We start from the raw sequence: 26,984 nt of genomic DNA, 5'->3' as shown, positions 1-26,984 counted from the left end.
TCAAGCGCTTGCCATGGTGGTGGAGCCGCGCACGATTAAATCAACCTCTAAGACTTGTTGGGGACGTAATTGATTGCCAGATTCAATAATCTTGTGCAGGTGATGACCTAAGAGGTAACCGGCTTGTGTTAAGGAGGAACTCACAGCGGTCAGTGGTGGGTTAAATTTGGCGGTCTGTAAATAGGGAAGTTCATCATCATGGGTGATGAGCGAAATGTCTTTCCCCAATTGCAAATCGAGTTCACGAATCGCGCGTTTTACGCCCAATGCCAAGATCAAGCTGGAAACGAGGAAAGCACTAGGTTTAAGGTATTCTAAGGCGTGTTTGGCTGCCTGATAGCCTTTTTCCTCGGTCATTTCTACTTCATAGACCAACTTGGGATCAAAGCTAGTGCCTTTTTTTCCTAAGGCGCATTGGTAACCGAGTAGGCGATGATAGGCAAAGGTATAACGCGAGTCGTCATTGATGAGTACGATGCGTTGATGTCCCATATTGAGTAATAGATTGGTGGCGCGCTCGAAAGCGCCTTTATTATCAATATCCAAATAGGCGAAGGGCATATCTTTAAATACTTCAGGGCCATCATTGGGTTGTAGACGGCCATGCAAGATAAAGGGCAATCCCATATCCGTGAGGTGTTCAATACGTGGATCATTGCGTAGCGGCTTGATGACGGCGATGCCATCGACCCGTCCTGAATGCGCCAATTGGCGATAGGTTTGCAATTCTTGCTCCGCAGGAACGGGCATAATCGTTAGGTCCATATTTTTTTCGACCAACGAGCTCGTAAAACCCCGTAAAAAGTCATTAAACAGAGGAGTAACCAATAGGTTGTTTTCAAGTGGTAACACAATACCCACATGCCCACTTTTGCCAGTGGCTAGGGATTTAGCGAAGCGGTTGGGCTGGTAATTTAGCTCCTTAGCCATCTTTAACACGCGTAAACGTGTGTTTTCCCCGACTTCCGGATAGCCATTTAATGCACGGCTCACCGTGGTTTGAGACAAACCTAATTTTTGAGATAACTCCTTGAGATTCATGTGTCCTCTTAAACCGTCCAATCGTTTTTAGGGAGGATAATGCCGATTCTTATAAGCGTCTAGTCATGTTGTTATTCTTGCGGTCTAATGAGGAAAATTATGCAGTCATCACAGCAACGCGCAGCGTTTTGGTTGGTTATCGCCGGTTTTTTTGCCTTGGGCATTATGTTTGGTGCTTGGCAGGTCATGATTCCAGATTTACAACGTGCCTTAGGGATTTCTGAGGGGCGTTTTGGTTTTGCCTTAACATGTGGCGTAGTGGGTTCTTTTCCAGCTATGTTTTATGTTGGGCGTTGGGCAGATCGGTGGGGTGCACGCTATCTGATGCTCATTAGTTGTGTGCTATGCGCCATCGCCTATGCTTTATTAGCCCTCGTGAATGATTTTTTTAGTTTAGTTTTAGTTGTATTTTTTATGTTAGGGGCAGCAGGGGCTTTGGATGTCGCTATTAATGCCGCAGCGGTTAATTATGAGCAAAATACCCAAGATAAAAAAATGAGCTTTTTTCATGCAGGTTATAGTGGCATGGCAAGTTTTGCGGCGATGATGACCGGATTTGCCTTGTTTTCAGGGGTGCCCTTTCGCTGGATTTACCCGACGATTAGCTTAGCCTTTTTAATCCTAAGTTTTATTTTCTGGCGTGTGCGCAGTTTGGATAACTTAATTCATCAACAGAAAACCCTAGCAAACACTGAAAAAGCCCCTACCACAGGTCGTTTACACCTGTTGCGCCAACCGATTATTTTGTGGCTATCAGCCGTTATTGTGCTGTGTTTTTTTTCGGAGGGCAGTTTAGAACTTTGGTCAGCGGCTTATCTGCGCTCTTCGTTGGATTTGCCCGTACTGATTGGTGCGGCGGGCCCTGCGATTTTTCATTTTGCCATGATGACAGGAAGACTGAGTTCAGGCTGGGTATTACGCTATTTTGATCGCTTGAATGTATTAATTGTCTCAGGGGTATTGGCTTCGCTCGGGATGTTTCTAGCGGTAGTGACCTTAAATCCTAGTATTATTTTGCTGGGTTTTCTGTTGGCCGGATTATCGTTGGCAGCCATTGTACCGATTGTATTTTCGTTGGCAGGTGATCGAGCACCCAGCCAAGCCGGTGAAGTGATTTCCGTGATTACCATTTTGGGCTATGCCGGTTTTATGTTAGGACCTTCTTTAATTGGCGGGCTAGCACATGCTTGGGGTCTGCGCGGAGCCTTCATGGCGTTGATTGTGGCAGGGATTGGTATTTTTGGCATTGCTGTAATGATACGCAAAAAAATTCACACCTCCGCCAGTGTAGTTAAAGCCCCTCAAGCCTGAACGCTTGCGCTGTAACGGCCTAGTTTACTAAACCTAGGCCGTTTTACGTTCAACGGAGTGTCAAAAAAAATTCACTGACGTGTCATGCCGATTTCTTAAGCTTTCTGCTCAATAAGATCATTGTGATAGTGAGGCCTAAAAATTGATGCAGTGTGTCATAGAGCTGTCATATTCACCCCTTACACTGCGCGCAACTTAAGCGTTTATTTACTGGAGACCTTCTCAATGAAAAAGCTGTCTATGGCGATTGCAGTTAGTTTATTAACTGTAGCGGGTGTCGCTCAGGCTCGTGACAATATCGAAATCGTTGGTTCTTCTACGGTTTATCCTTTTAGCACAATGGTGGCTGAAAATTTTGCGAAAAATAGCGGTAATGTTGCACCTAAGGTTGAGTCAACCGGTACGGGTGGCGGCATGAAATTATTCTGTGCGAGTGCTGGTGCTGAGTCTCCTGATATGACAGGCGCATCACGTCGTATTAAAGAAACTGAATTGGCAGATTGCAAAAAGAATGGCATAACACCGGTTGAAATCAAGATGGGGTATGACGGTATTGCGATTGCAAACTCCAAGAAAGCACCTAATTTCAAAATTACCCGTAAGCAATTATTCTTGGCCTTAGCCAAAACCGTGCCAGTAGAAAAAGATGGTAAAGTAGAGATGATCGCCAATCCTTATAAAAATTGGAAAGACATTGATGCCTCTTTACCAGATGAGCCGATTGAAGTATTAGGCCCACCACCTACCTCAGGAACGCGCGATGCATTTGTTGAATTAGTAATGGACGCAGGCTGTAAGGAATTTCCTAGCATCAAAGCCTTAGAAAAAACGGATGAAAAGCAATTCAAAGGCATCTGCGGCAGTATGCGTGAAGATGGTAAATATATCGAAGCGGGTGAAAACGATAATTTGATCGTACAAAAGTTGGATGCTAACCCTAAAGCAGTCGGTATTTTCGGCTTTAGCTTCTTAGAGCAGAACGAAGATAAGGTGAAGGGAGCCAATGTGGATGGTGTCGATATTTCTTTCGATAATATCGCTTCTGGCAAATACCCTGTGTCTCGCCCCTTATTTTTGTATGTGAAAAAAGAGCATGTGGGTTCAGTCAAAGGTATCGAAGAATTTTTAGCTGAACTCACTAGTGATGAAGCGTGGGGCGATACTGGCTATTTGACTGAAAAAGGTATGATTCCTATGCCACAAGACGAGCGTGATAGTTTTGCTGAGGCTGCTAAGTCACTGAAGGCACTCGAAGCACTCTAATACCACCGAAAGGGGGAATGGGAAAATAGAACAAGGATGTTGTTTAGAAAAATAATAAGAGTATGAAGGGCAGTTTTCGCCCTTCTTTTTTTGGCGGGCTTGCTAAGTTTTACAAGACTTGTAGCCAAATGGTCATAAAACCCCGATAGCATAGCGCCGCTTTGCTTGGCTTTTATTCTAATCGTTTCAACGCTTGGTAAACGGATGAATACATTACCCTTATTGCTAGTGCTCTTAGTACTAGCGCTATTTAGCTTTTTCTTAGGACGCAAACGTTCGCTGGCGGTTTCCAAAGGAAATCGCGGCAATTATCGCGCTCCAAATAAACTTCACTCACTGCCTAGTTATTATGGTTATTCCGCCATGATTTATGCGGTGTTGCCTGCTTTAATTGTTCTGTTGTTATGGTCCGCCATTAGTCCAGTATTAATTGCGAAGAACGTAGCGGCGTCCTTACCTGCTGAGATTCATAATGCCGGTGCTACCCAAGTGGAACTGACCATGAATCGGGTAGAAAGTATGGCTCATGCAGGCAAAATTGACCCGACCGCCGATCCTATTCAACAAGCTGCTGCCCAACACTACCTAAGCTTGGCTAAGAACAGCCAGAATATTAAAACCGCGTTGGTGTTATTAATTGCCTTAGGTGGTTTGTATCTAGGTTGGAAAATGATCTCGCCTCAATTTCGGGCGCGTAATCAAGTAGAGAATGTGGTCAAAGGCCTAATGATTTTGGCTGCTTCGGTGGCTATTGTGACCACTTTGGGCATTATTTTATCGGTTTTATTCGAGTCGATTCGCTTTTTTCAGGTCGTACCGGTGAGCGAGTTTCTGTTCGGAACGCACTGGAGCCCGCAAACGGCGATCCGTGCTGATCAAACGGGTGGCTCAGGCAGTTTTGGAGCGGTTCCCTTATTTGCCGGAACTTTACTGATTTCCGTGATTGCTTTAGCTATTGCTGTCCCTTTAGGTTTAATGGCTGCGATTTATTTATCCGAATACGCCCAACCGAAAGTAAGAGCCATCGCCAAACCTACTTTGGAAATTCTGGCGGGTATTCCAACTGTCGTTTATGGTTTCTTTGCAGCGTTAACCGTCGCACCTTTCATTCGTCAATTAGGGGAAGCAATAGGGTTAAGCGTAGCGTCTGAAAGTGCGTTGGCGGCTGGTTTAGTGATGGGCATTATGTTGATCCCCTTCATGTCGTCATTATCGGATGATGTGATTAATGCCGTGCCACAATCCTTGCGTGATGGCTCTTACGGCATGGGTGCAACACGTTCTGAAACGATTAAACAAGTGATTATTCCTGCCGCCTTGCCTGGCATTGTGGGTGCATTTTTATTGGCTGCCTCGCGCGCGATAGGTGAAACGATGGTGGTGGTGATGGCTGCGGGACTGTCCGCGAATCTTACGGCGAATCCTCTGGAAGCCGTTACCACTGTAACGGTGCAAATTGTTACCTTACTCACCGGTGACCAAGAGTTCGATAGCCCGAAAACCTTAGCGGCTTTTGCCTTGGGATTAACGCTATTCGTGTTGACGCTGATTTTAAACATTATCGCCTTGCGCATTGTGCGTAAGTATCGCGAACAATACGATTAAGGAGTGAGTCAATGAGTAATGCCACAGCGATTGTTAAGGCTGGATTGACTAAGCGTTATGCCCGTGAGCGGCGCTTCCGGCTGTTTGGTTTGGTTTCTATTGTGATTAGTTTGTCTTTTTTAGCAGCCCTATTAATCACTATTTTCGCGCAAGGTTTGCCTGCTTTGCGCCAGACTTATATTCAGCTACCAGTAAATCTTGATCCTGCTCTGTTAGCCGTAAATGCGAGTGACAGCCCAGAACTTTTGCAAAAAGCCAAATACGCTAAAGCCATTGAGGCAGCGTTAATTGAGCGTTTTCCTGGGGTTACGGATCGAAAGCAGAAAATGGCCCTCATTAGAGGCTTGCTGAGTAAAAGTGCTGATAATGAATTGAAAAGTCAGGTACTGGCTAACCCTAAGTTGATTGGTTCGCAGCAAAATTTTTGGTTTTTGGCGAATGATGATATTGATACGTATATAAAAGGCAATATTGATCGGAGTTTGCCAGAGGCCGATCGTCGTATTAAAGATTTTCAATTGGCTTGGCTCGATGATCTGGAAGCGAAAGGTCAAATTGAAAAGCGTTTTAATACGGTGTTTTTTACTTCGGGTGATTCACGTGAGCCAGAGCAGGCTGGTGTCTTAGGTGCATTAATGGGATCGTTTTACACCATGTTTGTTACCTTGGCCTTATCCTTCCCCTTGGCCGTTGCAGCCGCCATTTATTTGGAAGAGTTTGCTCCTAAAAACAATCCATTGGTGGATTTTATTGAGGTCAATATCAATAATCTTGCGGCGGTACCTTCGATTGTTTTTGGTTTATTAGGCTTAGCGGTATTTATCCAATTCTTTGGTGTGCCACGTTCCACACCCTTGGTGGGTGGTTTGGTGCTCAGCCTGCAAACCTTACCAATTATTATTATTGCCGCGCGTGCCGCCTTAAAAGCAGTTCCACCGTCGATTCGCCAAGCCGCCTACGGGATGGGAGCATCACGTATGCAAACGGTATTTCACCATACCTTACCCTTGGCAATGCCCGGCATTTTAACCGGTACTATTCTAGGCATGGCGCACGCGCTGGGTGAAACAGCACCGTTATTAATGGTGGGAATGGTTGCCTTCATTATGAGTGTACCAGAAGGTATTACCGATCCTGCGACGATACTGCCGGTACAAATTTATCTCTGGTCTGATAGTCCAGAACGCGCTTTTGTTGAAAAAACCTCTGCTGCCATTATTGTTCTGTTATTCTTTTTGATATTAATGAACTTACTGGCAGTTTTACTCCGTAAAAAGTTTGAGAGACGCTGGTAAACTATGAATACTGTAACTTTGGCAAATGATTCTATGACTTTCCCTAGCAGCGGTACGACGACCACCAGCTCAGTGAATAAGACCGATGTGGATATTCATTCGGTAGTCGAGGAGTTGAAGCGTGCGAAACAAGCGGTTGGTAAGCCGTTTCTGGATAATCCAAAATTCAAAACGCGCGATGTGAATGTGTATTATAACCAAACTAAACAAGCTATTTTTAATGCAAGTTTAGATATTGGTCGAAATGAAGTGATTGCTATGATTGGGCCGTCTGGTTGTGGCAAATCCACGTATTTACGCTGTCTAAATCGCATGAATGACACAATTCCGGGTACGAAAGTAACGGGCGATTTGCTCTTAGATGGCGAAGATATTTACGCTAAAGACCAAGATCCTGTGTTGTTACGGGCGCGAGTCGGTATGGTTTTCCAAAAGCCTAACCCTTTCCCGAAGTCGATTTATGATAATGTGGCGTATGGGCCGCGTTTGCATGGCTTGGCCGTCAATCGTTCTGAATTAGATGATATTGTTGAGCAGAGCTTGACCAAAGCAGGTTTGTTTAATGAAGTTAAAGATCGTCTCAATTCGCCGGGCACGGGTCTCTCCGGTGGTCAGCAGCAGCGCTTATGCATTGCGCGTGCGATTGCGGTGAGTCCGGAGGTGATTTTGATGGATGAACCTACGTCAGCGCTTGACCCGATTGCAACCGCGACGATTGAAGAGTTGATTGATGAATTACGCAGTAGCTTTACGATTTGTATTGTCACGCATTCCATGCAACAAGCAGCCCGTATTTCGCAGCGTACCGCGTATTTCCATTTAGGGTATGTGGTTGAAGTGAACGATACTAATACGGTGTTCACTAACCCAGGGCATCGCTTAACGGAAAATTATATTACAGGTCGTTTCGGATAATTCCATTAATTATTAAAAATTCGGAGTTTGTATGGATATCGGACATCACACGTCGCAGCAATATAACCATGAGTTGGAAGACGTGCGCAATATGGCATTACAAATGGGGGGCTTGGTAGAAGAGCAACTCAATAAGGCGATGCGTGCTTTGATGGAGTCGGACAGCCAATTAGCGGAAGAAGTGGTTAATTCTGACTATAAGGTTAATCGCTTAGAAGTACAGATTGATGAGGTATGCGCCAAAATCATTGCGCGCCGTCAACCTGCGGCGAGTGATTTACGCTTACTGATTAGCATTATTAAATCAGTGACCGATTTGGAGCGTATGGGTGATGAAGCAGAGAAAATCGCACGTTATGCTTTAACCAGTCAAGGAACGTCCAGCCCGGCTTCTTTACATTCGTCGCTGCGTCATTTAGGCAATGAGGTACGTGATATGTTGCGCGATGCCTTAGACACGATGGCGCGTATGGATGCGGAAAAAGCGAAAGTAGTTGGGCAAAGTGATGAGCGTATTGATGCGGAATTTGATTATTTGTCGCGTGAATTATTGACGCATATGATGGAAGACCCACGTAATATTAAACAAAGTTTGAATACGCTTTGGTGTGCGCGTGCCTTGGAGCGGATTGGTGATCATAGCCGCAATATTTGTGAGTATGTGATTTATTTGGTGGAAGGCAAAGATGTGCGCCATACCGCGCCAAAAAATGGCACTATTCCAGCTATTTAAAACTTGTTAAGCAGAATTAGAAACCTCGGTAATCCAATATCGAGGTTTTTTTATGCTAAGCTACAGTCCTTTCAATAATAAAGGATAGTTTACAGTGGAGATCGCCGTACTTTTTGGTTTGATTTTGTTAAATGGCTTTTTTGCAATGTCAGAAATTGCCTTGGTTGCAGCACGTAAAGCTCGACTACAAAATCTAGCGCAAGAAGGTGATGTTCCTGCAACAGTGGCCTTAAAACTGGGTCAAGACCCTACCTTTTTTCTCTCCGCAGTACAAATCGGTATTACCACAATTGGTGTTTTGAACGGGATTGTGGGTGAGTCCGCTTTAAGTCCTTATATTGCCTCATGGTTACTCCAATTTGGCGTACCGGAACATCTTGCTAATCCTAGTGCGACGGCACTAGCGGTTATTTTGATTACTTATTTTTCCATTGTGGTAGGTGAATTAGTACCCAAGCGTATCGGGCAGACTTTTCCTGAAGCGATTGCACGTTTTGCGGCTCGCCCCATGTGGTGGTTAAGTATCTTAACCCGTCCTTTTGTTCGGCTATTGTCATGGTCAACCCATTTTATTTTAAGATTATTGGGAATAAAAATTGATAATGGCTCTACAGTTACTGAGGAAGACATTCACTTCTTATTGAGTGAAGGCTCGGATGCGGGAGTGATTGAGCAGCAAGAACATCAAATGGTGCGTAATGTGTTCCGTTTGGATGACCGCCAAATTGCTTCGTTTATGGTTCCTCGTAGTGATGTCGTTTATCTTGATGTAGATAAATCCATTGAGGAAAATTTGCTGCGCATTGAGACGAATCGCTATTCGCGCTTTCCGGTGGTTCGTGGCAATTGGGATGAAGTACTGGGAGTGGTCAGTACCAGCCGCCTATTAAATCATATGTTACGGGGTGAAAAGCTTGAGTTAGTTGAAGATTTGCGTCCTCCAGTCTTTGTGCCCGAGTCACTCACTGGCATGGAGTTATTAGAAAACTTCAAAGATACCGGCGCAAAGATGATGTTTATTATCGATGAGTATGGCGAAGTCCAAGGGATTGTCACCCTGTATGACATGATGGAGGCAATTACCGGCGAATTTAAGCCACAACATCAAGATGATGTGTGGGCGGTTCAGCGTGACGATGGCAGTTGGTTATTGGATGGCTTAATTCCGATACCTGCCTTAAAAGATCGCTTGGGACTAAAGGCAGTTCCAGAAGAAGAAAAAGGGCGTTATCACACCTTGAGTGGCATGTTGATGGTCTTAATGGGGCGCTTGCCGAAAACGGCTGATAGTTGTGAGTGGGAAGGTTGGAAGCTAGAAGTCGTGGATATGGATGGCACACGCATTGATAAGATTTTGGCGACACGCATCATCCCAACGGATGAAGTATTAGAGCCATAATATTTCCCTTTAGGTGAACCTGATCAAGCCTGTAAAGCGCTTCAAGGTTTCTTGGGAAAGTACAGATCCGCGCATATCAATGTACAGTTGCTTAAAGAATTAGTCGCCTCATTAGTAGATTAGGATCATTCAAACTAGCGAAAGCAATCACTAAAGGGATAGTTTAAAAGGCTCATGCTTACCTCTCTAGAGTGATAAATAAAAAGTGCTAGCTCCCCTATGCTTGGCATTAGGAGGATTAGCCTATGACGCAACTAAAAGCACTACTATTTGATGTGGACGGGACACTGGCCGATACCGAACGCGACGGTCATCGCCCTGCCTTTAATCAAGCCTTTACTGAGGCTGGTTTGGATTGGCACTGGGACGAAACGTTGTATGGTGAGTTACTACAGGTTACCGGTGGTAAAGAGCGGATATTATTTTTCATCGAACACTATCAGCCTGCAGTACTCAAGCAAGCTAACCTGTCTCAACTCATTGCACACTTACATAAGCGCAAAACCCATTTCTATTTCGAACTCCTACAAACGGGCGCTATTCCTTTGCGTACGGGTGTTAAACGTTTGCTACAAGAAGCGCGTGCAGCAGGGCTACGCTTAGCCATTGTTACGACTACCACGCCTGAGAATGTCACTTATCTGTTAAAGGCTAGCTTAGGCGAAGAGGCGCTCACTTGGTTTGAGTGTATTGCGGCAGGCGATATTGTGCCCAAGAAAAAACCAGCTCCTGATATTTATGAATATGCTTTAAAGCAGCTGAAGTTAAGACCAGACGAGTGTTTAGCCTTTGAAGATTCGGAAAATGGTCTAAAAGCAGCTTTAGGCGCGGGTATTCCTACTGTGGTGACTGTGAATAATTACACAGCCCAACAAAATTTCACGAATGCTTTGGTCGTAATCGATCATTTGGGTGAGCCAGACCAACCTTGTCGCGTTTTGCAAGGTAATCTAGGGTCGCACACTTATATTCATAGTGATTTGCTGAAAGCAGGGTGAGTTTAAAACTTTGAGCGTGTGCGCTTCACCGCTTCTAGCCAAGCATGATATTTCTGCTCACGCACTCTGCTATCCATCTGTGGTTCAAAGCGTTTGTCCAATGCCCAGTCTTTCGCAAATTGTTCAGGGCTAGGGCAAATGCCTTGTTGTAAGCCCGCCAAATAGGCAGCGCCGATGGCTGTTGATTCTAAAACTTTGGGACGATCGACATAGCTATCTAAAATATCGGCCAGAAACTGCATTGCCCATTCGGAGGCTGTCATGCCACCATCAACACGTAGCACGGTTTTGGTTTCCTTTAAACCTGCGCTATCAGCTTTCATGGCTTGTAATAGGTCGCGGGTTTGGTAACCAATACTTTCGAGTGTGGCTTTGGAAATCTCGGCGGGGCCGGTATTGCGAGTTAAGCCATATAAGGCTCCACGGGCGTCTGGATCCCAATAGGGTGCACCCAAACCTACAAATGCAGGCACTAAATATACATGCTGATGAGGATCAGCAGCTTCGGCTAATGCTTGGGTATCGCTGGCCTTTTGAATGATTTTAAGACCATCACGCAGCCATTGCACTGCAGCACCTGCAATAAAAATCGAGCCTTCTAGCGCGTAGGTGCGTTGCCCATTCAATTGATAGGCCAGTGTGGTGAGCAAGTTATTATGCGAGTTGACCGCGTGTGTACCGGTATTTAACAGGGCAAAACAACCCGTACCATAGGTTGATTTCATCATACCGGCTTGGAAGCAAGCTTGTCCTACCACGGCGGCGTGTTGATCACCTGCAACTCCTGTAATTGGAATCGCAGCACCTAAAATAGCCGGATCAGTTACACCAAAGTCTGCCGCGCAATCTTTTACTTCCGGCAATAAAGTCTCGGGAATAGTTAAGAGCTTGAGGAGTTCTGCATCCCATTGTCCAGTGTGAATATTGAACAGCATGGTACGTGCAGCATTGGTGGCATCGGTCGCGTGTACTTTGCCAGCGGTCAAATGCCAAATTAGCCAAGTATCGACTGTGCCCATGCACAATTGTCCCGCTTCGGCTTTAGCGCGTGCGCCAGCAACATGATTTAAAATCCAACGTACTTCGGTGCCACTAAAATAAGGATCGGCGCGTAAGCCCGTTTTTTGTTGAATGAGTGCTTCGCTGCCATTATTTTTTAGTTCTTGGCAGTAATCGGCGGTGCGGCGATCTTGCCACACAATCGCATTGTAAATGGCTTTACCCGTAGTTTTATCCCACACAATGACGGTTTCACGCTGATTGGTAATGCCAATCGCCGCAATGTCTTTTGCACTTAATGGTGATTTAGCCAGTGCGTCTTTGAGCGTGCTCAGTGTGGTATTCAGTAAATCGTCTGGATCGTGTTCCACCCAGCCGGACTGGGGGAAATATTGTGGAAATTCTTGTTGGGCGCTGGCGATCACTTGTAATTTTTCGTCAAACACAATACTACGAGTAGAGGTTGTGCCTTGATCAATTGCAATGAGATAAGCCATAGCCGACTCCTTTAAGGTTGAAAAGCAAACTGCCTACCGGCGTAAGCAGTTTACAATGTTAGCTAATTGAGATTAGCTTTTGCTCCATGATTTTACCAATTCATCATAGTTGATGGTTTCAGGTTTTGGTTTCTCGTTTTCTAACTTCGCTTTGGGAGCGCCGGGCGCATCTAGCCACTCTTTCGGGTCTTTAGGTTCGTTCATTTTGGGTCCCAACTCACCCTGCACACCGCTCTTTTCCAAGCGTTCCAAGACTTTCTCTTGCGCTTCACATAAGGCATCGAGTGCTTGTTGAGCAGTTTTTTCGCCAGAGGAAGCATCCCCTATGTTTTGCCACCAAAGTTGCGCTAGCTTTGGATAATCAGGCACATTCGTACCGGTTGGCGACCACTGTACGCGAGCTGGTGAGCGATAAAACTCTATCAAACCACCCAGTTTTGGCGCGCGCTCTGTGAAACTCTTGTCATTGATGGTTGATTCACGAATGAAGGTTAAACCCACCTGCGATTTCTTCACATCCACAGTTTTGGAGGTGACGAATTGTGCATATAACCATGCGGCTTTGGCGCGATCCGTTGGAGTGGATTTCATTAAAGTCCAAGAACCGGCGTCTTGATAACCGACTTTCATGCCTTCTTCCCAGTACGCACCATGTGGAGAAGGAGCCATACGCCATTTTGGCGTACCGTCTGCATTCATAACTGGCAAGCCTTCTTTGACCATGTCAGCGGTAAAGGCGGTATACCAGAACATTTGTTGGGCAATTTCACCTTGTGCGGGCACAGGGCCTGCTTCTGAGAACACCATACCAGCCGCAGCAGGAGGGGCGTATTTCTTCAACCAATCGACATACTTGGTGATTGCATAAACTGCTGAGGGATCATTGGTCGCACCACCACGCGCCATACAAGAACCTACTGGCTGGGATTTTTCATTAACACGAATACCCCATTCATCCACGGGCAAACCATTCGGTTCACCCTTGTCGCCCATACCCGCCATCGACATCCACGCATCGGTAAAACGCCAACCTAAAGAGGGGTCTTTTTTACCGTAGTCCATGTGACCATAGACTTTTTTGCCGTCAATGTCGCGACCTGTGAAGAACTCGGCAATATCTTCGTAAGCAGACCAGTTGACTGGTACGCCTAGGTCATAGCCGTATTTCGCTTTGAAATCGGCTTTATTCTTTTCGTCGTTGAACCAGTCATAGCGGAACCAATACAGGTTCGCAAATTGTTGATCGGGTAATTGATAGAGCTTTTTATCAGGGCCGGTCGTGAAGCTTAAACCAATGAAATCCTTCAAATCTAAGCCCGGATTGGTAACATCTTTACCGTCACCCGCCATCCAATCGCTTAAGTTACGCACTTGCTGGTAGCGCCAGTGCGTACCGATTAAGTCCGAATCATTGACAAAGGCATCATAAATATTCTTGCCTGATTGCATTTGCGTTTGCAGTTTTTCAACCACATCACCTTCACCAATCAGATCGTGCGTGACTTTAATGCCCGTGATTTCGGTGAAAGCTTTCGCTAAGGTTTTAGATTCATATTCGTGGGTGGTGATGGTTTCAGATACCACATTGATTTCCATGCCCTTGAACGGTTCAGCGGCTTTAATAAACCACTCCATCTCTTTTAATTGATCTTCTTTAGATAGGGTTGAGGGTTGGAATTCGCTATCGATCCATTTCTTGGCCGCTTCTAGGTCGGCAAAAGCGAGTGATCCGTAGGAAAATAACACCGCAGCTGTAACCGCAAATGTTAAGCGTTTGAGTTTCATAACAGCTCCTCCTAAGTTACAAATTTTATACCCAGCGAAACACCGCCAAGGCATAAACGATACACACCAGTACAGCCCACCATAAGGGTGGTCCAAATGCGGCTAGCCAGCCTAAGCAGATAAACGCACTGCCTAGGAGTGAAATAAATAGCCGATCGCCCGGTGTGGTTTCGATGTGTAAAATCCCAAGGCGTGGTGCTTGCGGCGACTTTACACTCCAAATTCCCATCCCAATCAAGGTCAACACAATGAGGCTAAAAAACAAAGCGGTTTGCCAAGTCCATGCCATCCAACTCAGATCCATCTTGACCTCCTTTAAACCCGACCCAAGGCAAAGCCCTTGGCGATATAATTACGCACAAACCAAATCACCAACGCCCCCGGAATAATGGTTAGTATGCCCGCCGCCGCTAATACTCCCCAATCCATACCTGACGCTGATACCGTGCGGGTCATGGTAGCTGCAATCGGTTTGGCAGCAACCGAGGTTAGGGTGCGTGCGAGTAATAATTCGACCCATGAAAACATGAAGCAGAAAAACGCTGTCACACCAATACCTGAGGCAATTAAAGGCATAAAGATGCGTGTGAAAAAGCGCCCAAAGCTATAACCATCAATATAAGCTGTCTCATCAATCTCTTTCGGCACACCGGACATAAACCCTTCTAAAATCCAGACTGCTAAGGGTACATTAAATAAACAATGCGCTAACGCCACACCAATATGCGTATCGAATAAGCCCACTGAGCTATATAACTGGAAAAAGGGTAGGGCGAATACCGCAGGTGGGGCCATTCGATTAGTGAGTAGCCAAAAGAATAAATGCTTGTCACCCAAGAACCGATAGCGCGAAAAAGCATAAGCAGCAGGTAAAGCGACTGTAATCGAAATGACAGTATTGATGAGTACATAAGTAATCGAATTAATATAACCAGAATACCAACTGGGGTCGGTAAAGATGGTCATATAATTTTGAAAGGTTAAATCATGCGGCCACAAACTAAAAGTCGATAAGATTTCTTCATTGGTTTTTAAACTCATATTGAGCAACCAATAAATCGGCAATAATAAGAAGATTAAATACAGCGTCATCACTACCCCTTGACGGGTAATGCGTGAGCTTTTGGTAGTTTGCTTAGTGCTCATCTTAACGCCCCTGCTTATCAAGGTTAGTCATCACTGTATAGAAGATCCAACTTAATAATAAAATAATTAAGAAGTAGACCAGTGAGAAAGCTGCCGCAGGGCCTAAGTCAAATTGCCCGATGGCCATTTTCACTAAGTCAATCGACAAGAACGTAGTCGCATTGCCAGGGCCTCCACCGGTTACTACGAATGGCTCGGTGTAAATCATAAAGCTATCCATAAAACGCAATAGCACTGCTATTAATAAGACTCCGCGCATTTTAGGCAATTGGATATAACGGAAAATCGCCCATTTACTCGCACCATCAATCCGAGCGGCTTGGTAATAAGCTTGCGGAATTGATTGTAAACCCGCATAGCAAAGCAGGGCGACCAGTGAGGTCCAATGCCACACATCCATGATGACCACCGTGAACCACGCATCCCCAATGTCACGTGTGTAGTTATAATCAATCCCCAGTTTTGCGGCTGTAGCACCCAATAAACCGATATCCACCCGCCCGAAGATTTGCCAAATTGTACCGACCACATTCCATGGAATTAATAAGGGCAGAGACATTAAGACTAAGCAGACAGAAAGCGCCCAGCCTCTCGTGGGCATATTCATGGCAATGAAAATCCCGAGTGGAATTTCAATTAAAAGAATTAAACCACTGAATAAAAACTGCCGTGCTAATGCGTCATGAAATCGTTCGGAATTAACAATTTCTTCAAACCACTGCAAACCTGCCCAGAAGAATTGATTATTGCCGAAGGTATCTTGAACTGAATAATTCACGACCGTCATTAACGGAATCACCGCACTGAAGGCGACTAATAGAACGACGGGTAAAACCATCCACCACGCTTTATTATTCCAAGTCTTATTCATGCTGCGCTCTCCCGTTTGAGTCGCCGGCCATTGGCGTATAAATGGATATGCTTGGGATCGAGATTCAAATAGTGGTAATCAGTTGAAACCGGCTGATCTTCCGGCACCAGAATATTCACTTCCTGACCTTGATAATCGGCGCGCACGATTTTGTGGCGACCAATATCTTCAATGCGTTTGATGGTCACAGGGAGGCTATTAGCAGTCGGGCTTGGGCTTAACTGTGTGAATTCGGGACGAATTCCTAATTCCAGCTTAGCACCCTGTTGCGGCGCGTAATGCGTATTTAGCGGAATACTTTGGCCGTTCAAATGTGCAGTATTACCATCCACTTGCACTGGTAATAAATTCATTCCCGGACTACCGATAAAATACCCCACAAATGTATGTTCGGGCTGCTCAAAAAGTTGCTGCGGCGTCCCCATTTGCACGACATAACCGTCATACATCACCACTACTTGATCCGCAAAAGTGAGAGCTTCCGTTTGATCGTGGGTCACGTAAATCATGGTGCGATTTAAGCGCTGATGTAGGGCTTTCAGCTGCATTCGCAATAGCCATTTTAAATGCGGATCAATCACGGTAAGGGGTTCGTCGAATAAGATTGCTGCTACATCTTGGCGGACTAAGCCTCGGCCTAAGGAAATTTTTTGTTTCGCATCGGCGGTTAAACCACGGGCTTTTTTCTTTAAGTCAGCACTGAGTTCCAGCATCTCGGCGATTTCAGTCACACGTGCTTTAATACTAGCCTCGTCCTGTTTGCGATTGCGCAAGGGAAAGGCGAGGTTGTCGTATACCGTCATCGTGTCGTAGACCACGGGAAACTGAAACACTTGTGCAATTTGACGTTGCTCGGTCGGCAAATGCGAAACATCTTTACCGTCAAACAGTACTTCACCTTGGCTAGGGGTAATGAGTCCGGAAATAATGTTTAAGAGGGTGGACTTGCCGCAGCCTGAGGAGCCAAGTAAGGCATAAGCTTTACCATCTTCCCAAACTTGGTCGATTTCTTTCAGTGCATAGTCTTCTGGCTTTTGGGGGTTGGGGAGGTAGCTATGTGCCAGTTTTTTCAGGTAAATTTCTGCCATACTTGCTCCTTAGGCCACCGACGCCAATGCTGAATTACTCACTAACGTACCGTCGGCACCAAACACATAAATATGCTTAGGCTCCACATACATAGTTAGTACAGTATCGGGTGCCAGTTCATGAATCCCCGACAACAAAGCGACCCAGCGTTGCTCGCCATGCTTGACATGCACAAAACTTTCTGAGCCACTGATTTCCACCACTGTGACGGCAACTTGAAAGCTTAAAGCGTCAGCGCTGCTGCGCTCTAAACTTAAATGATTAGGTCGGAAACCAAGGCTATAATGAGCAGTGGGCAAATTGGCAAACACACCACTAGCAGGCAGGGTTTGTCCCTTATCGAAGGTCAGCTGCTGAGCTTGCTTAATGAGTTGCAGAAAATTCATGGGCGGATCAGAAAAAACCCGTGCTGTGGTCATAGTGTTCGGGCTGCGATACACCGCTAAAGTCGGGGCAAATTGAGTAATGCGGCCTTCCCAAAGCGTTGCGGTATTGCCGCCTAGTAATAAAGCTTCCGTCGGCTCGGTCGTAGCGTAGACGAATACCGCACCAGAAGCGGTAAAGATTTTGGGGAGTTCTGCGCGCAGCTCCTCACGCAGCTTGTAATCGAGATTTGCTAAAGGCTCGTCGAGTAAAACTAAATCGGCATCTTTCACTAAGGCACGTGCTAAGGCGCAACGTTGTTGTTGACCGCCTGATAATTCGAGGGGTTTGCGCTTGAGCATTGGGGTGAGTTTGAGTAAATCGGCGGCTTCTTGCACACGCTTATCGATGCCTTTTTTATTCAAACCACGAATGCGTAAAGGAGAGGCAATATTTTCATACACAGTCATCGCCGGATAATTAATAAACTGTTGATAGACCATGGCTATATTGCGTTTTTGGACGGGCTGCCCCGTTACATCTTGGTTTTTCCATAATATTTGGCCGCTACTGGGTACATCCAAGCCGGCCATTAGGCGCATTAGGCTGGTTTTGCCAGATAAAGTAGGCCCTAGCAACACGTTCAAGCTGCCCGCTTCGAGGTGTAAGGATGTAGGATAAATATGCGTATCCCGTCCGACTACCTTGGACACTTGCTCCAGTGTCAAACTCATGAATTGTCTCCCTCCTCCTACGTGGAATCGTGGCTAGTGCAGCCACGCCTTGAATGCGTCGCGCTGTTCGGGTGTTATATGTAAACCAAACTTAGTTCGTCGCCACAGAATCGCCTCTGCATCCTTTGCCCATTCATTGGCACGCAAAAAATGCGCCTCACGTTCTGTTAAAGTAGCACCAAATGCTTGCCCTAGATCGCCTAAATTTTTAGCATCGCCCAAGACTTCCCAAGCACGTTTGCCATAGCGACGCATGAGACTTTCTGCCCAAGCCTGATCGACAAACGGATAGTCCCGCTGTAATTGTTGAACCAGTTTGGGACGATCTTCTAAGAGAAATTCACCACCGGGCAATGCCGCCTCTTTAGTCCACTCCCCACTAGCAGTAAGCATCCAAGGCTGTAATTTGCTTAAAGCATCTTCGGCCAAACGCCGATAAGTGGTGATCTTGCCGCCGAATACATTTAATAAAGGCGCTTGGCCGTTTTCATCTTCCACGCGCAACACATATTCGCGGGTTGCTGCTTGGGCTTTACTCGCACCGTCGTCATAAAGTGGACGTACCCCCGCATAAGTCCAAACGACGGATTCGCGTTTAATCGGATGTTTAAAGTACAAACTAGCCGAATCACACAGATATTGTGTTTCTTCTTCCGTGATCTGGACGTGAGTTAAATCGCCTTTATGATCGGCATCCGTGGTACCCAATAGCGTAAAATCTTGCTCGTAAGGGATTGCGAACATAATACGCCCATCGGTATTTTGGAAAAAATAGGCACGATCATGTTGATACAGTTTAGGCACAACCACATGACTACCACGTACCAAACGTACATTGTGCTTAGCTTCGGGTAATGCTTTAACGTCATGGAGCAAATGGTCAATCCAAGGACCTGTGGCATTCACAAGCATTCGCGCTTGAATAGTTTCGCTTTGTTTCGTTTCTTGGTTTTCTAGCGTGATGTGCCATACTCCATTGCTGCGTTTGGCATGAGTACAGCGCGTTTGAACACGAATATCCGCGCCACGCTTGGCGGCATCTAAGGCATTTAAGACGACTAAGCGGGCATCATCTACCCAGCAATCAGAGTATTCGAAAGCGACGTCGAAGTCATCCTTAATGGGATCACCCAGTTCAGGATTGTTGTGCAGCTTAAAGGTTTGAGTGGCAGGCAATAGTTTACGCCCGCCAATATGATCATAAAGAAATAAACCGAGGCGCACCAACCATGCAGGACGGACTGCTTTATTATTTGGTAATATAAAGCGCATCGGCCAAATAATGTGGGGTGCATTTTTTAATAGGACTTCGCGTTCTGAAAGGGCTTCACGTACTAAACGAAACTCATAATACTCTAGATAACGAAGACCCCCATGGATTAACTTGGTGCTTGCGGACGAGGTACCTTGGGCTAAATCACCTTGTTCGGCGAGCAGAACCTTCAAGCCACGACCCGCCGCGTCACGGGCGATGCCACAGCCATTAATACCGCCACCAATCACAGCTAGGTCATAAACTTCAGTACTAGGTAAATTTAACATCGATACTATCCTATGCTTGTTTTATAGTGCGATGATTACTCAGTAAAGTATCTTCGCGAATTTTCGTTTTTACAAGAATTATTTTCGTTATTTAGCTATTCTTATAAGTGCCTGTTCAGGGCGGAGAAGATAATGCAGCTTTCATTGCGACAACAACAAATTATGGCCTTAGCGCGTAGTGCTGAGCATGTTTTGGTGGACGAACTGGTAGCAGCGTTTGATGTTACCCCGCAAACGATACGCAAAGACCTAAATGAACTGTGTGAGGCAGGTTTGCTAGCGCGTGTGCATGGTGGGGCTTTATTAGCATCAGGCGTGGCAAATGTAGGTTACGAACAGCGTCGCAATATGGCGTCGGAAGAAAAGCGTTTAATTGGGCAATTGTGTGCGGCACAGATTCCGAATAATAGTTCCTTATTTATTAATATTGGTACAACACCCGAAGCAGTGGCACAGGCTTTATTGGAGCATCGTAATTTAATGGTGGTGACCAATAATTTGAATGTAGCGAACATATTAATTCAAAAAACCGATTTTGAAGTGATTATTGCGGGTGGTGTATTGCGCCATACTGATCGTGGCATTATTGGTGAAGCGACCGTGGATTTTGTGAAGCAGTTTAAATTAGATTATGCCGTGATTGGAGCATCAGCTTTAGATGAGGAGGGTACTTTATTAGATTTCGATTATCGAGAAGTGCGCGTCACTCAAGCGATTTTAAATAATGCGCGCGAACGGTTTTTAGTGACTGATCAAACTAAATTGGAACGGACAGCGCCTGTGAGAGTAGGGCATGTCGCGCAGCTTACCGCATTATTCACCGATCAAATTCAATCAGAAGGTTTTCTATCAGTGTGTAAACAATATAAAGTTACCGTACACACTATTAATTAATCTTTAGCTATTAATTAGATATAGAAATGAGAAAGTCAATAGTAGATCTTTTGTGAAAGTGACTTTCTTGATCGATAAATCAATGAGTTAGTAAAATTAACCCCCAACTTTCGCAGGAGGTCTAGTATACTGATTTAATGCTAGTCGGTATCACCCGCACGCAACGCATAAAAATCTTGGATGAAGGTTTCAAAACGATCTTCGTCCAAGGCTTTGCGGATACTTTGCATTAATTCTTGGTAATAATATAAATTGTGAATGGTATTGAGACGTGCTCCCAAAATCTCGCCACATTTGTCTAAATGACGCAGGTAAGCGCGAGAATAGTGTTGGCAAGTATAACAGCCGCATTGCTCATCAATCGGACGCGTATCATGCTGGTAGCGGCTATTGCGCAGTTTTAATTGTCCGTAGCGCGTGAATAAAAAGGCATTGCGTGCGTTCCGCGTGGGAATAACACAGTCAAACATGTCAATGCCACGGCGTACCCCTTCTACAATATCTTCAGGCTTGCCAACGCCCATCAAATAATGCGGTTTGTCGGCGGGTAAATGTGGAACGATAGTTTCCAAAATGCGGTCACGATCTTCTTTCGGTTCACCGACGGCCAAACCACCCACCGCATAGCCATCAAAGCCAATGTTGACTAAGGCTTCAGCGGAAATCTGGCGTAAATCCTCATACACGCCACCTTGCACAATGCCAAAGAGCGCTGAAGGATTTCCTTCGTGTGCCGCTTTACTGCGTGCCGCCCAGCGTAAAGATAATTCCATGGACTGTTTGGCTTCATCATGGGTGGCAGGATAGGGCGTACACTCATCGAAAATCATCACAATATCTGAACCCAATTCGCGTTGCACTTGCATGGATGATTCGGGGGTCATCAGGATTTTGCTACCATCCACCGGCGATTGGAAACGCACACCTTCTTCAGTAATTTTGCGCATTTTGGCCAAGGAAAACACTTGGAAGCCGCCAGAATCGGTCAAAATCGGTTTATCCCAGTGCATAAACTCATGCAAATCACCATGCAAGCGCACAATATCAGTTCCGGGGCGCAACATCAGATGGAAGGTATTGCCCAGAATAATTTCCGCACCTAATCCCTTTAACTCTTCTGGCGTCATGGCTTTCACCGTGCCATAAGTACCGACCGGCATAAAGGCAGGGGTTTGCACCGTGCCGCGTGGAAAGCTTAATTGGCCGCGCCGTGCTAAGCCTTGGGTTTTGAGCAGGGTAAACTGCAAATGCGACATGCAACTATTCCATGATTAGCCTGAAAGTTTCGCATCATAACGGCTGCATGGTTTGGATTTCAAAGATTTTGGTACTTTTAGTCGTGTATACATTAGATGCTAGTGTGTGCCTACTGGTCGATAAAGGGATGGTGAATTAACAATGCTCCTTACTGCTTTGTCAGCTCAGCCACTAAGTGAGAGCGGCGAATTACTGGCTATGAATGTCATCTTTCTTGTTGGTGTGGCTAGTTTTTATCACGTCAAGGATCATAATCAGTTGTTATACTTTTTAAATTCAACCCAATTTTATGCGAGATAGGTTTGAGCATGGTCAAAAATAGTCCAATTTTAATTAAAACGGCAAATGCTGATAAACCCACACCAGCGCAAAAAAAGTTTAACACCACCATGAAGCGCATTAATAAGCAAAAACAAGCGCTGGAAGCGTGGAAAGAACTTTTACCACGTTATCGACAAGACTATCAGGCTATGATGTCACCCTTAGAACGGACCTTTACTCAAGGGCAAGAGCAAATAGTACTTGCTTTGGATAATGCTTATAAAAATGAAAAGTTAACTAATAATCAAAAAGAAAAAATTTGTGATTTGATTGGTCGGATTTGTGGGCATTTGATTGAAGTTTATCAGCGCGAGGATTTAAAGCCGCTTTATAATTTTTATGCAAATACCGATTATGATCGGGATGCAGAAGAGGCTAAGGCGGAGTATTTCTCTAATCTGAAAGCAGCCATGAAACAAGATTTTGGTGTTGAAATGGAGGATGCGGAATTTACTCCTGAGGGCATGGCTGGTATACGTGAGCGTCTGTTTGAAAAGTTAGAGCAGGAACAGGCAGCAGAAGAGGCACGGCGGGCTAAGCGTAAGAAAAGTGCAAAGCAACTAGCAAAAGAAGAACGTGAGCAAAAAGAGTCAGAAGAGCTGGGTAAATCGATACAAACGATTTATCGCCAGCTAGTAACGGTTTTACACCCCGATCGTGAGCCGGATGAACAGGAGCGGGTGCGCAAGACAGGGTTAATGCAACAAGTAACCGTAGCTTATGAGAATAAGGATTTATTAAAACTATTAGAGTTACAATTAGCACTAGAACAAATTGACCAAGAGCACCTGAATAATTTAGCGGAAGAGCGTTTAAAGTATTTTAATAAAATCCTGAAAGATCAATTGGATGAGTTAGAGCAGGAAATATTTCACTATGAGCAACAAGCTGCTCAATTAGTCAATCTTGGTATACCCATGGGAATAACCCCGCAGCAGGTTCCTCTGTTAATGAAACGTGAGCTTGCTAATTTTAAACGGCAAGTTGATCAGTTACAGCTTGATGTACAGGCCATGCAAGAATTACGTTCTTTAAAAGCATGGTTGGACAATTATAAAATTCCTCAACCTGTGCAATATTTTACGTTTGAACTTTAAGAGCAGCAGATAGTGACTTGTCCTTGGACTGTGAAAATTTTGTTAGCAAGCTGGTAGTTGTTCTGCCAGATTTTGCCCCTTCACGGGTTTACGCAGGTCATAATCAACCAAAACTGGCAAATAGCCTTCTTCAGGATTCAGGCTTAGATAATTGCTAATGGGAATTGCGCCTTCTCGTAACTCACCCTTGCGGCACGCTGCAACACTAATCCCCATGGTGCCATGTTCTTTTATCCCAGCTGCTTTTCTAGCCTTAACTGTCTCACGTAAAGCTAAAAGGCGTGGAATATCATTAGGATTAATGCGATAAGTATACAACTGAAAGCCTGCTTTGGTTTCTTTCGCTAACGCCGTTTGTGCCAAAGCAAGAGGGATAGATTGCAAGATAAAGGTTTCTTTAGTATCCGTCTTTCCGTCTAGTTGTGTTGTTATTTCTAGTTTAGCGCCATCGGGGCGTGGTTCAATCCAATCCGGCATACGCGCTGCAACACGCATCACAACAGGATCAAGGGTGAGCGGGTCGGTTGTTGCCAATTTATACAAGGTTTTTACTGGGATAGCGGTGCAAGCACTGACTAATAAGCTGCTGAGGGTCAGTAAGATGAGTTTTTTCATGGTGATTTCGCTTTAAACCTTAAGATTTCGTGGATTGCCATAATGACTGCTTCAGGTTGCTCGCTTTGAATGTAGTGACCTGAGTTAATCGTTTGAATGATTGGAGCGTTTGTTTTCCGTTGCCAATCAAGGGCTAATTCTTTTAACATCTGCTCAAAAGCCCCTTGTTCAAGTGCTGTGCGTTGAGTGCTGACTAATAAACGCGTTGATATTGAGTTGGGTAGTTTAGCAGTCAATTGTTCAAGACATGTTTGTTGTGCATCAAACTCTTGACAGGCTGTTGAGCCAAACACTAGGCGGCTAGTCGAAAGTAGCGTAGCTATTGCAGGTAATTCCGCTTGAATACGTTGCCAATGCTGCGGGTGGGTAGGATCTAGTAGCACAAGACCTGCGACTTCATGCGGGTACAGATTGGCATATACATATTCATATAAACCACCTAAGGAGTGCCCTACTAAAATATAAGGGGGGCTGATACCTAATGTTTGTAACAGTTCGTGTTGTTCGCTGGCAATCTGACAAGGTGTGCGTGGCGCAGAGGCAGCAGCACTTGCTCCATAACCAGCACGATCATACCGCAAGCTAGCCACCTTATCTCCTAAGCCTTTTATAACAGCTTGCCAGACCGTTTGATCATCCCCTAAGCCCGATTGGAACACCACGGTAGGTTTGGTGGTGTGCGAGGTGCTGGGTAGATAAGTATAAGCCAGTACATGATGGTTGATTAGTATGGTGGGTTTTATACGATGCGTGCCGTAGGTACAGCCATTCAAACTTACTATGAGTAGCCCACTAAACACTAAGTGAAAAGCTAGGCAAGGCGTTAGGGCATAAATCCATTGTTTCATGGCTGTCTTTTAATACTGTCTTGTTTGTAAAAATTATTGTATTACAATAATATTTTAAAATGCAAATTTAACGAAAGGTGTAAAGTGACCACCATTAATCCTCGTCTAGCGCATGGTTTGTCCTTCGTGACTAAGGTTCTAATCAGCATTTGTTTGTTAGCCAATATGCTGGGTTGGTTTATTCCTGAAGCGGCAGAGATCATCGCGCGCAATATCACTAACCTACACACAGAACCTATTAAACTCACAACCCGAGCGCTGGTATTGGGCTGGCTTATTTCTACATTTCAGCTAGGTTTGTTGACACTTGGCTTTTGGGCGATGGCAACGGTGTTTGAGCGTTTTGCTCAAGGGGATAACTTGCATCCTGATATTGGTAAATATGTGCAGCGCTTTGGCAAGACCTTGCTGCTCTTTGGTATGCTAAGTCCCTTTATGCGTACCTTGCTGGCCTTAGCAATCACGCTGGATAATCCTCAAGGGCAACACTTCTTGATTATTTCCTTCGCTTCAACCGATATCGTCGTGGTATTGGTGGGTATTTTGTTAGTGATGTTGGGCTACGCTCTCCAACAGGCGGCTTTGGTTGCGGAAGAAAACCGTCAGATTGTGTGAGTACTATGCCGATTATTGTTAATCTTGATGTCATGTTAGCCAAACGCAAAATGCGCTCGAAAGAGTTGGCAGAACGTATTGATATTACAGAACAAAATATCTCCCTGCTGAAATCAGGCAAAGTGAAGGGTATTCGCTTTGAGACTTTGGAAAAAATTTGTCAAGTATTAGACTGCCAGCCCGGAGATCTATTGGTCTTTGAACCTGAGGTCGAATCACAATAAATAAGCTTGGGCTGATTTATTGTGGAAACAGTATCTAGGCGCTATCTCACCTCTTAACCGTTAGAACGATGCGTTTGTCATTTGCGCCTACTGCTAAAGAGATACAACACGGCTTTTTAATTGACAGTAGAAACAACGCTTTGCCATGATCAAAAGTGGTAATGGGCAAAGCTACCTTTGCCGCTACCATTTAAACCTGCTTTGTCGCTGGAGAGGAGAGACAATGTCATACACTGCTAAGGCTAGCCCTATGCTAGCGCTCATCGTTTTTGCTAGCTGTTATAGTTCTTCCGTATTCGCTACCAATGGTATTGCACCAATTGGCTTAGGTACTGAACACCGTGCGATGGGGGGTGTAGGAGCTGGGTATCCTGCCAACAGCTCCAGTATGGCTAGTAATCCAGCCGCCGCCGCTTGGGTGAAGGATGGTTTTGATGTGGGTGCTGAACTGTTTCGACCCGATCGTGAAGCGACTTTCAATGGCAAAGCCTTTGGTATGCCCGCTGATCAAGTCTTTGATGGTAATGGTAAAAAGAGCTTCCTGATTCCAGAGGCATCGTATAAACGCAATCTGAAAGGTGGCGTAAGTCTGGGCGTTGCAGCCTATGGCAACGGTGGGATGAACACTGAATACGCCATCAATCCGGGCTTTGGTCAAGGCGAGGCTGGGGTTGATTATCAGCAACTCTTTGTTTCCCCAACAGCGGCTTTCCAGCTCAATCCCCAACACGCAGTGGGTATTTCTGCCAATATGGTTTATCACCGTTTCAAAGCTTCTGGTTTGCAAGGCTTTGATAATGCAATGACCACCGCGAGTCCCGGTCACATAACGAATAATGGTTATGATTCCAGTACCGGTATTGGTTTTGCGGTGGGCTGGCAGGGCAAGGTCGCCCCTAATCTTATCGTGGGTGCAGCCTATCGTAGCAAAGTGAAAATGGGCGAGTTAGACGCTTATTCAGGTTTATTTGCGAATGGGGGTGAGTTTAATGTACCGGGTGCGGTGAGTGTGGGGGCTTCATGGCAAGTCACACCAAGCACTACCGTGGCCGCTGATGTGCAGCACATTTATTACAAGGATTCAGAGGCGATTAGTAATAGTGCTTTAATCCAAAAACCGTTTGGCGCGAATGGTGGTCCAGGTTTTGGCTGGGATGACATGACCGTTTATAAAGTTGGTTTAAAGCAACAAGTAAATGAAAAAATGGCGTTGATGGCAGGATTCAATTATGGCAAACAGCCCATTGATTCGGCACAAACCACACTCAATGTACTTGCGCCAGGGGTAGTAGAGAAACATCTCACTTTGGGTGCGCAATGGACACTATCCCCAAAATCTAAACTCAATGCCAGTTACGTCCATGCGTTTGAAAATGAGGTCAAAGGCAATAATAGCTCACGCATGGATGGTTATAATTTGAAAATGAAACAGGATAGTTTAGGAATTTCTTATAGCCACGAGTTTTGATGAGCTCGTTGCTGTTGCGGCTTAAACAGGCTTGGCAGAGCGCCAAGCTTGTTAGCATA

At 45.3% G+C, this 26,984-nt stretch carries 25 protein-coding genes; 13 read left to right on the top strand and 12 right to left on the bottom strand.

Annotation, left to right across the window (positions count from 1 at the left end; translation table 11 throughout):
* Entirely contained in the window at nucleotides 1-1,041 is a 1,041-nt protein-coding gene (locus tag A3IE_RS0105945) for a substrate-binding domain-containing protein (protein ID WP_020394686.1), read from the bottom strand.
* A gap of 99 nt (nucleotides 1,042-1,140) precedes the next feature.
* Here A3IE_RS0105945 and A3IE_RS0105940 point away from each other — a divergent pair, with 99 nt between their 5' ends.
* The 8 genes from A3IE_RS0105940 (at nucleotide 1,141) to A3IE_RS0105905 (ending at nucleotide 10,560) form a co-directional block, all read left to right on the top strand.
* Nucleotides 1,141-2,352: an MFS transporter gene (locus tag A3IE_RS0105940; protein ID WP_020394685.1), complete on the top strand. Its 1,212-nt coding sequence runs from the start codon at nucleotides 1,141-1,143 to the stop codon at nucleotides 2,350-2,352.
* Between the two features lie 225 nt (nucleotides 2,353-2,577).
* The gene (locus A3IE_RS0105935) at nucleotides 2,578-3,615 is read left to right on the top strand and encodes a PstS family phosphate ABC transporter substrate-binding protein (RefSeq protein ID WP_020394684.1); all 1,038 of its coding nucleotides are present in this window, start codon (nucleotides 2,578-2,580) and stop codon (nucleotides 3,613-3,615) included.
* A 204-nt stretch (nucleotides 3,616-3,819) separates the two neighbouring features.
* On the top strand, nucleotides 3,820-5,220 hold the full coding sequence (gene pstC, locus A3IE_RS0105930) for a phosphate ABC transporter permease subunit PstC (RefSeq protein ID WP_020394683.1): 1,401 nt from the start codon (nucleotides 3,820-3,822) through the stop codon (nucleotides 5,218-5,220).
* An 11-nt stretch (nucleotides 5,221-5,231) separates the two neighbouring features.
* Complete coding sequence (gene pstA, locus A3IE_RS0105925) at nucleotides 5,232-6,515, top strand: phosphate ABC transporter permease PstA (RefSeq protein ID WP_020394682.1); 1,284 nt, start codon at nucleotides 5,232-5,234, stop codon at nucleotides 6,513-6,515.
* Between the two features lie 3 nt (nucleotides 6,516-6,518).
* Nucleotides 6,519-7,430: a phosphate ABC transporter ATP-binding protein PstB gene (gene pstB, locus A3IE_RS0105920; protein ID WP_020394681.1), complete on the top strand. Its 912-nt coding sequence runs from the start codon at nucleotides 6,519-6,521 to the stop codon at nucleotides 7,428-7,430.
* A gap of 31 nt (nucleotides 7,431-7,461) precedes the next feature.
* Nucleotides 7,462-8,163, top strand: coding sequence for a phosphate signaling complex protein PhoU (gene phoU, locus A3IE_RS0105915; RefSeq protein WP_020394680.1), 702 nt, complete (start codon nucleotides 7,462-7,464; stop codon nucleotides 8,161-8,163).
* A 94-nt stretch (nucleotides 8,164-8,257) separates the two neighbouring features.
* Nucleotides 8,258-9,562: a hemolysin family protein gene (locus A3IE_RS0105910; RefSeq protein WP_020394679.1), complete on the top strand. Its 1,305-nt coding sequence runs from the start codon at nucleotides 8,258-8,260 to the stop codon at nucleotides 9,560-9,562.
* A gap of 245 nt (nucleotides 9,563-9,807) precedes the next feature.
* Nucleotides 9,808-10,560: an HAD family hydrolase gene (locus A3IE_RS0105905; protein WP_020394678.1), complete on the top strand. Its 753-nt coding sequence runs from the start codon at nucleotides 9,808-9,810 to the stop codon at nucleotides 10,558-10,560.
* Between the two features lie 2 nt (nucleotides 10,561-10,562).
* Here A3IE_RS0105905 and glpK read toward each other — a convergent pair whose 3' ends face one another.
* From glpK to glpD, 8 genes are all read right to left on the bottom strand, one after another.
* Complete coding sequence (gene glpK, locus A3IE_RS0105900; protein ID WP_020394677.1) at nucleotides 10,563-12,056, bottom strand: glycerol kinase GlpK; 1,494 nt, start codon at nucleotides 12,054-12,056, stop codon at nucleotides 10,563-10,565.
* Nucleotides 12,057-12,128: 72 nt separating this feature from the next.
* The gene (locus tag A3IE_RS0105895; RefSeq protein ID WP_020394676.1) at nucleotides 12,129-13,841 is read right to left on the bottom strand and encodes an ABC transporter substrate-binding protein; all 1,713 of its coding nucleotides are present in this window, start codon (nucleotides 13,839-13,841) and stop codon (nucleotides 12,129-12,131) included.
* A 25-nt stretch (nucleotides 13,842-13,866) separates the two neighbouring features.
* Entirely contained in the window at nucleotides 13,867-14,145 is a 279-nt protein-coding gene (locus A3IE_RS0105890) for a DUF2160 domain-containing protein (protein WP_020394675.1), read from the bottom strand.
* Nucleotides 14,146-14,156: 11 nt separating this feature from the next.
* Complete coding sequence (locus A3IE_RS0105885) at nucleotides 14,157-14,987, bottom strand: carbohydrate ABC transporter permease (RefSeq protein ID WP_020394674.1); 831 nt, start codon at nucleotides 14,985-14,987, stop codon at nucleotides 14,157-14,159.
* Nucleotide 14,988: 1 nt separating this feature from the next.
* Nucleotides 14,989-15,858 (bottom strand): carbohydrate ABC transporter permease, encoded by an 870-nt coding sequence (locus A3IE_RS0105880; protein WP_020394673.1) that lies wholly within the window; start codon nucleotides 15,856-15,858, stop codon nucleotides 14,989-14,991.
* Nucleotides 15,855-16,946, bottom strand: a complete 1,092-nt coding sequence (locus tag A3IE_RS0105875) for an ABC transporter ATP-binding protein (RefSeq protein WP_020394672.1) — start codon at nucleotides 16,944-16,946, stop codon at nucleotides 15,855-15,857. The genes A3IE_RS0105880 and A3IE_RS0105875 overlap by 4 nt, the downstream gene beginning before the upstream one ends.
* Nucleotides 16,947-16,955: 9 nt before the next feature.
* The gene (locus A3IE_RS0105870; protein WP_020394671.1) at nucleotides 16,956-18,044 is read right to left on the bottom strand and encodes an ABC transporter ATP-binding protein; all 1,089 of its coding nucleotides are present in this window, start codon (nucleotides 18,042-18,044) and stop codon (nucleotides 16,956-16,958) included.
* A 33-nt stretch (nucleotides 18,045-18,077) separates the two neighbouring features.
* The gene (gene glpD, locus A3IE_RS0105865) at nucleotides 18,078-19,586 is read right to left on the bottom strand and encodes a glycerol-3-phosphate dehydrogenase (RefSeq protein ID WP_020394670.1); all 1,509 of its coding nucleotides are present in this window, start codon (nucleotides 19,584-19,586) and stop codon (nucleotides 18,078-18,080) included.
* Nucleotides 19,587-19,718: 132 nt separating this feature from the next.
* On the opposite strand from glpD, the gene A3IE_RS0105860 reads away from it, so the two are divergent.
* Nucleotides 19,719-20,480, top strand: a complete 762-nt coding sequence (locus A3IE_RS0105860) for a DeoR/GlpR family DNA-binding transcription regulator (protein ID WP_020394669.1) — start codon at nucleotides 19,719-19,721, stop codon at nucleotides 20,478-20,480.
* 140 nt (nucleotides 20,481-20,620) lie between these two features.
* Here A3IE_RS0105860 and tgt read toward each other — a convergent pair whose 3' ends face one another.
* Nucleotides 20,621-21,727 carry a tRNA guanosine(34) transglycosylase Tgt gene (tgt, locus tag A3IE_RS0105855; protein ID WP_026154806.1) on the bottom strand — a complete coding sequence of 369 codons (1,107 nt, stop codon included), beginning with the start codon at nucleotides 21,725-21,727 and terminating at the stop codon, nucleotides 20,621-20,623.
* Nucleotides 21,728-22,045: 318 nt separating this feature from the next.
* Here tgt and A3IE_RS0105850 point away from each other — a divergent pair, with 318 nt between their 5' ends.
* Entirely contained in the window at nucleotides 22,046-23,155 is a 1,110-nt protein-coding gene (locus A3IE_RS0105850) for a hypothetical protein (protein ID WP_020394667.1), read from the top strand.
* Between the two features lie 42 nt (nucleotides 23,156-23,197).
* On the opposite strand, the gene A3IE_RS0105845 is transcribed toward A3IE_RS0105850, so the two are convergent.
* Both A3IE_RS0105845 and A3IE_RS21925 read right to left on the bottom strand, forming a co-directional pair.
* The gene (locus A3IE_RS0105845) at nucleotides 23,198-23,770 is read right to left on the bottom strand and encodes a hypothetical protein (protein ID WP_020394666.1); all 573 of its coding nucleotides are present in this window, start codon (nucleotides 23,768-23,770) and stop codon (nucleotides 23,198-23,200) included.
* Nucleotides 23,767-24,618, bottom strand: a complete 852-nt coding sequence (locus A3IE_RS21925) for an alpha/beta fold hydrolase (RefSeq protein WP_020394665.1) — start codon at nucleotides 24,616-24,618, stop codon at nucleotides 23,767-23,769. The genes A3IE_RS0105845 and A3IE_RS21925 overlap by 4 nt, the downstream gene beginning before the upstream one ends.
* A gap of 84 nt (nucleotides 24,619-24,702) precedes the next feature.
* On the opposite strand from A3IE_RS21925, the gene A3IE_RS21920 reads away from it, so the two are divergent.
* From A3IE_RS21920 to A3IE_RS0105820, 3 genes are all read left to right on the top strand, one after another.
* Nucleotides 24,703-25,233: a hypothetical protein gene (locus A3IE_RS21920; RefSeq protein WP_020394664.1), complete on the top strand. Its 531-nt coding sequence runs from the start codon at nucleotides 24,703-24,705 to the stop codon at nucleotides 25,231-25,233.
* A gap of 5 nt (nucleotides 25,234-25,238) precedes the next feature.
* Nucleotides 25,239-25,457, top strand: a complete 219-nt coding sequence (locus tag A3IE_RS0105830) for a helix-turn-helix domain-containing protein (protein ID WP_026154805.1) — start codon at nucleotides 25,239-25,241, stop codon at nucleotides 25,455-25,457.
* Between the two features lie 223 nt (nucleotides 25,458-25,680).
* Entirely contained in the window at nucleotides 25,681-26,925 is a 1,245-nt protein-coding gene (locus A3IE_RS0105820; RefSeq protein WP_020394661.1) for an OmpP1/FadL family transporter, read from the top strand.
* Nucleotides 26,926-26,984: the final 59 nt, after the last annotated feature.

The organism is Thiolinea disciformis DSM 14473, assembly GCF_000371925.1.
Classification (GTDB): domain Bacteria; phylum Pseudomonadota; class Gammaproteobacteria; order Thiotrichales; family Thiotrichaceae; genus Thiolinea; species Thiolinea disciformis.
The sequence above is the reverse complement of the archived record's forward strand: the minus strand, read 5'-3'. Positions and strand labels throughout refer to the sequence as shown.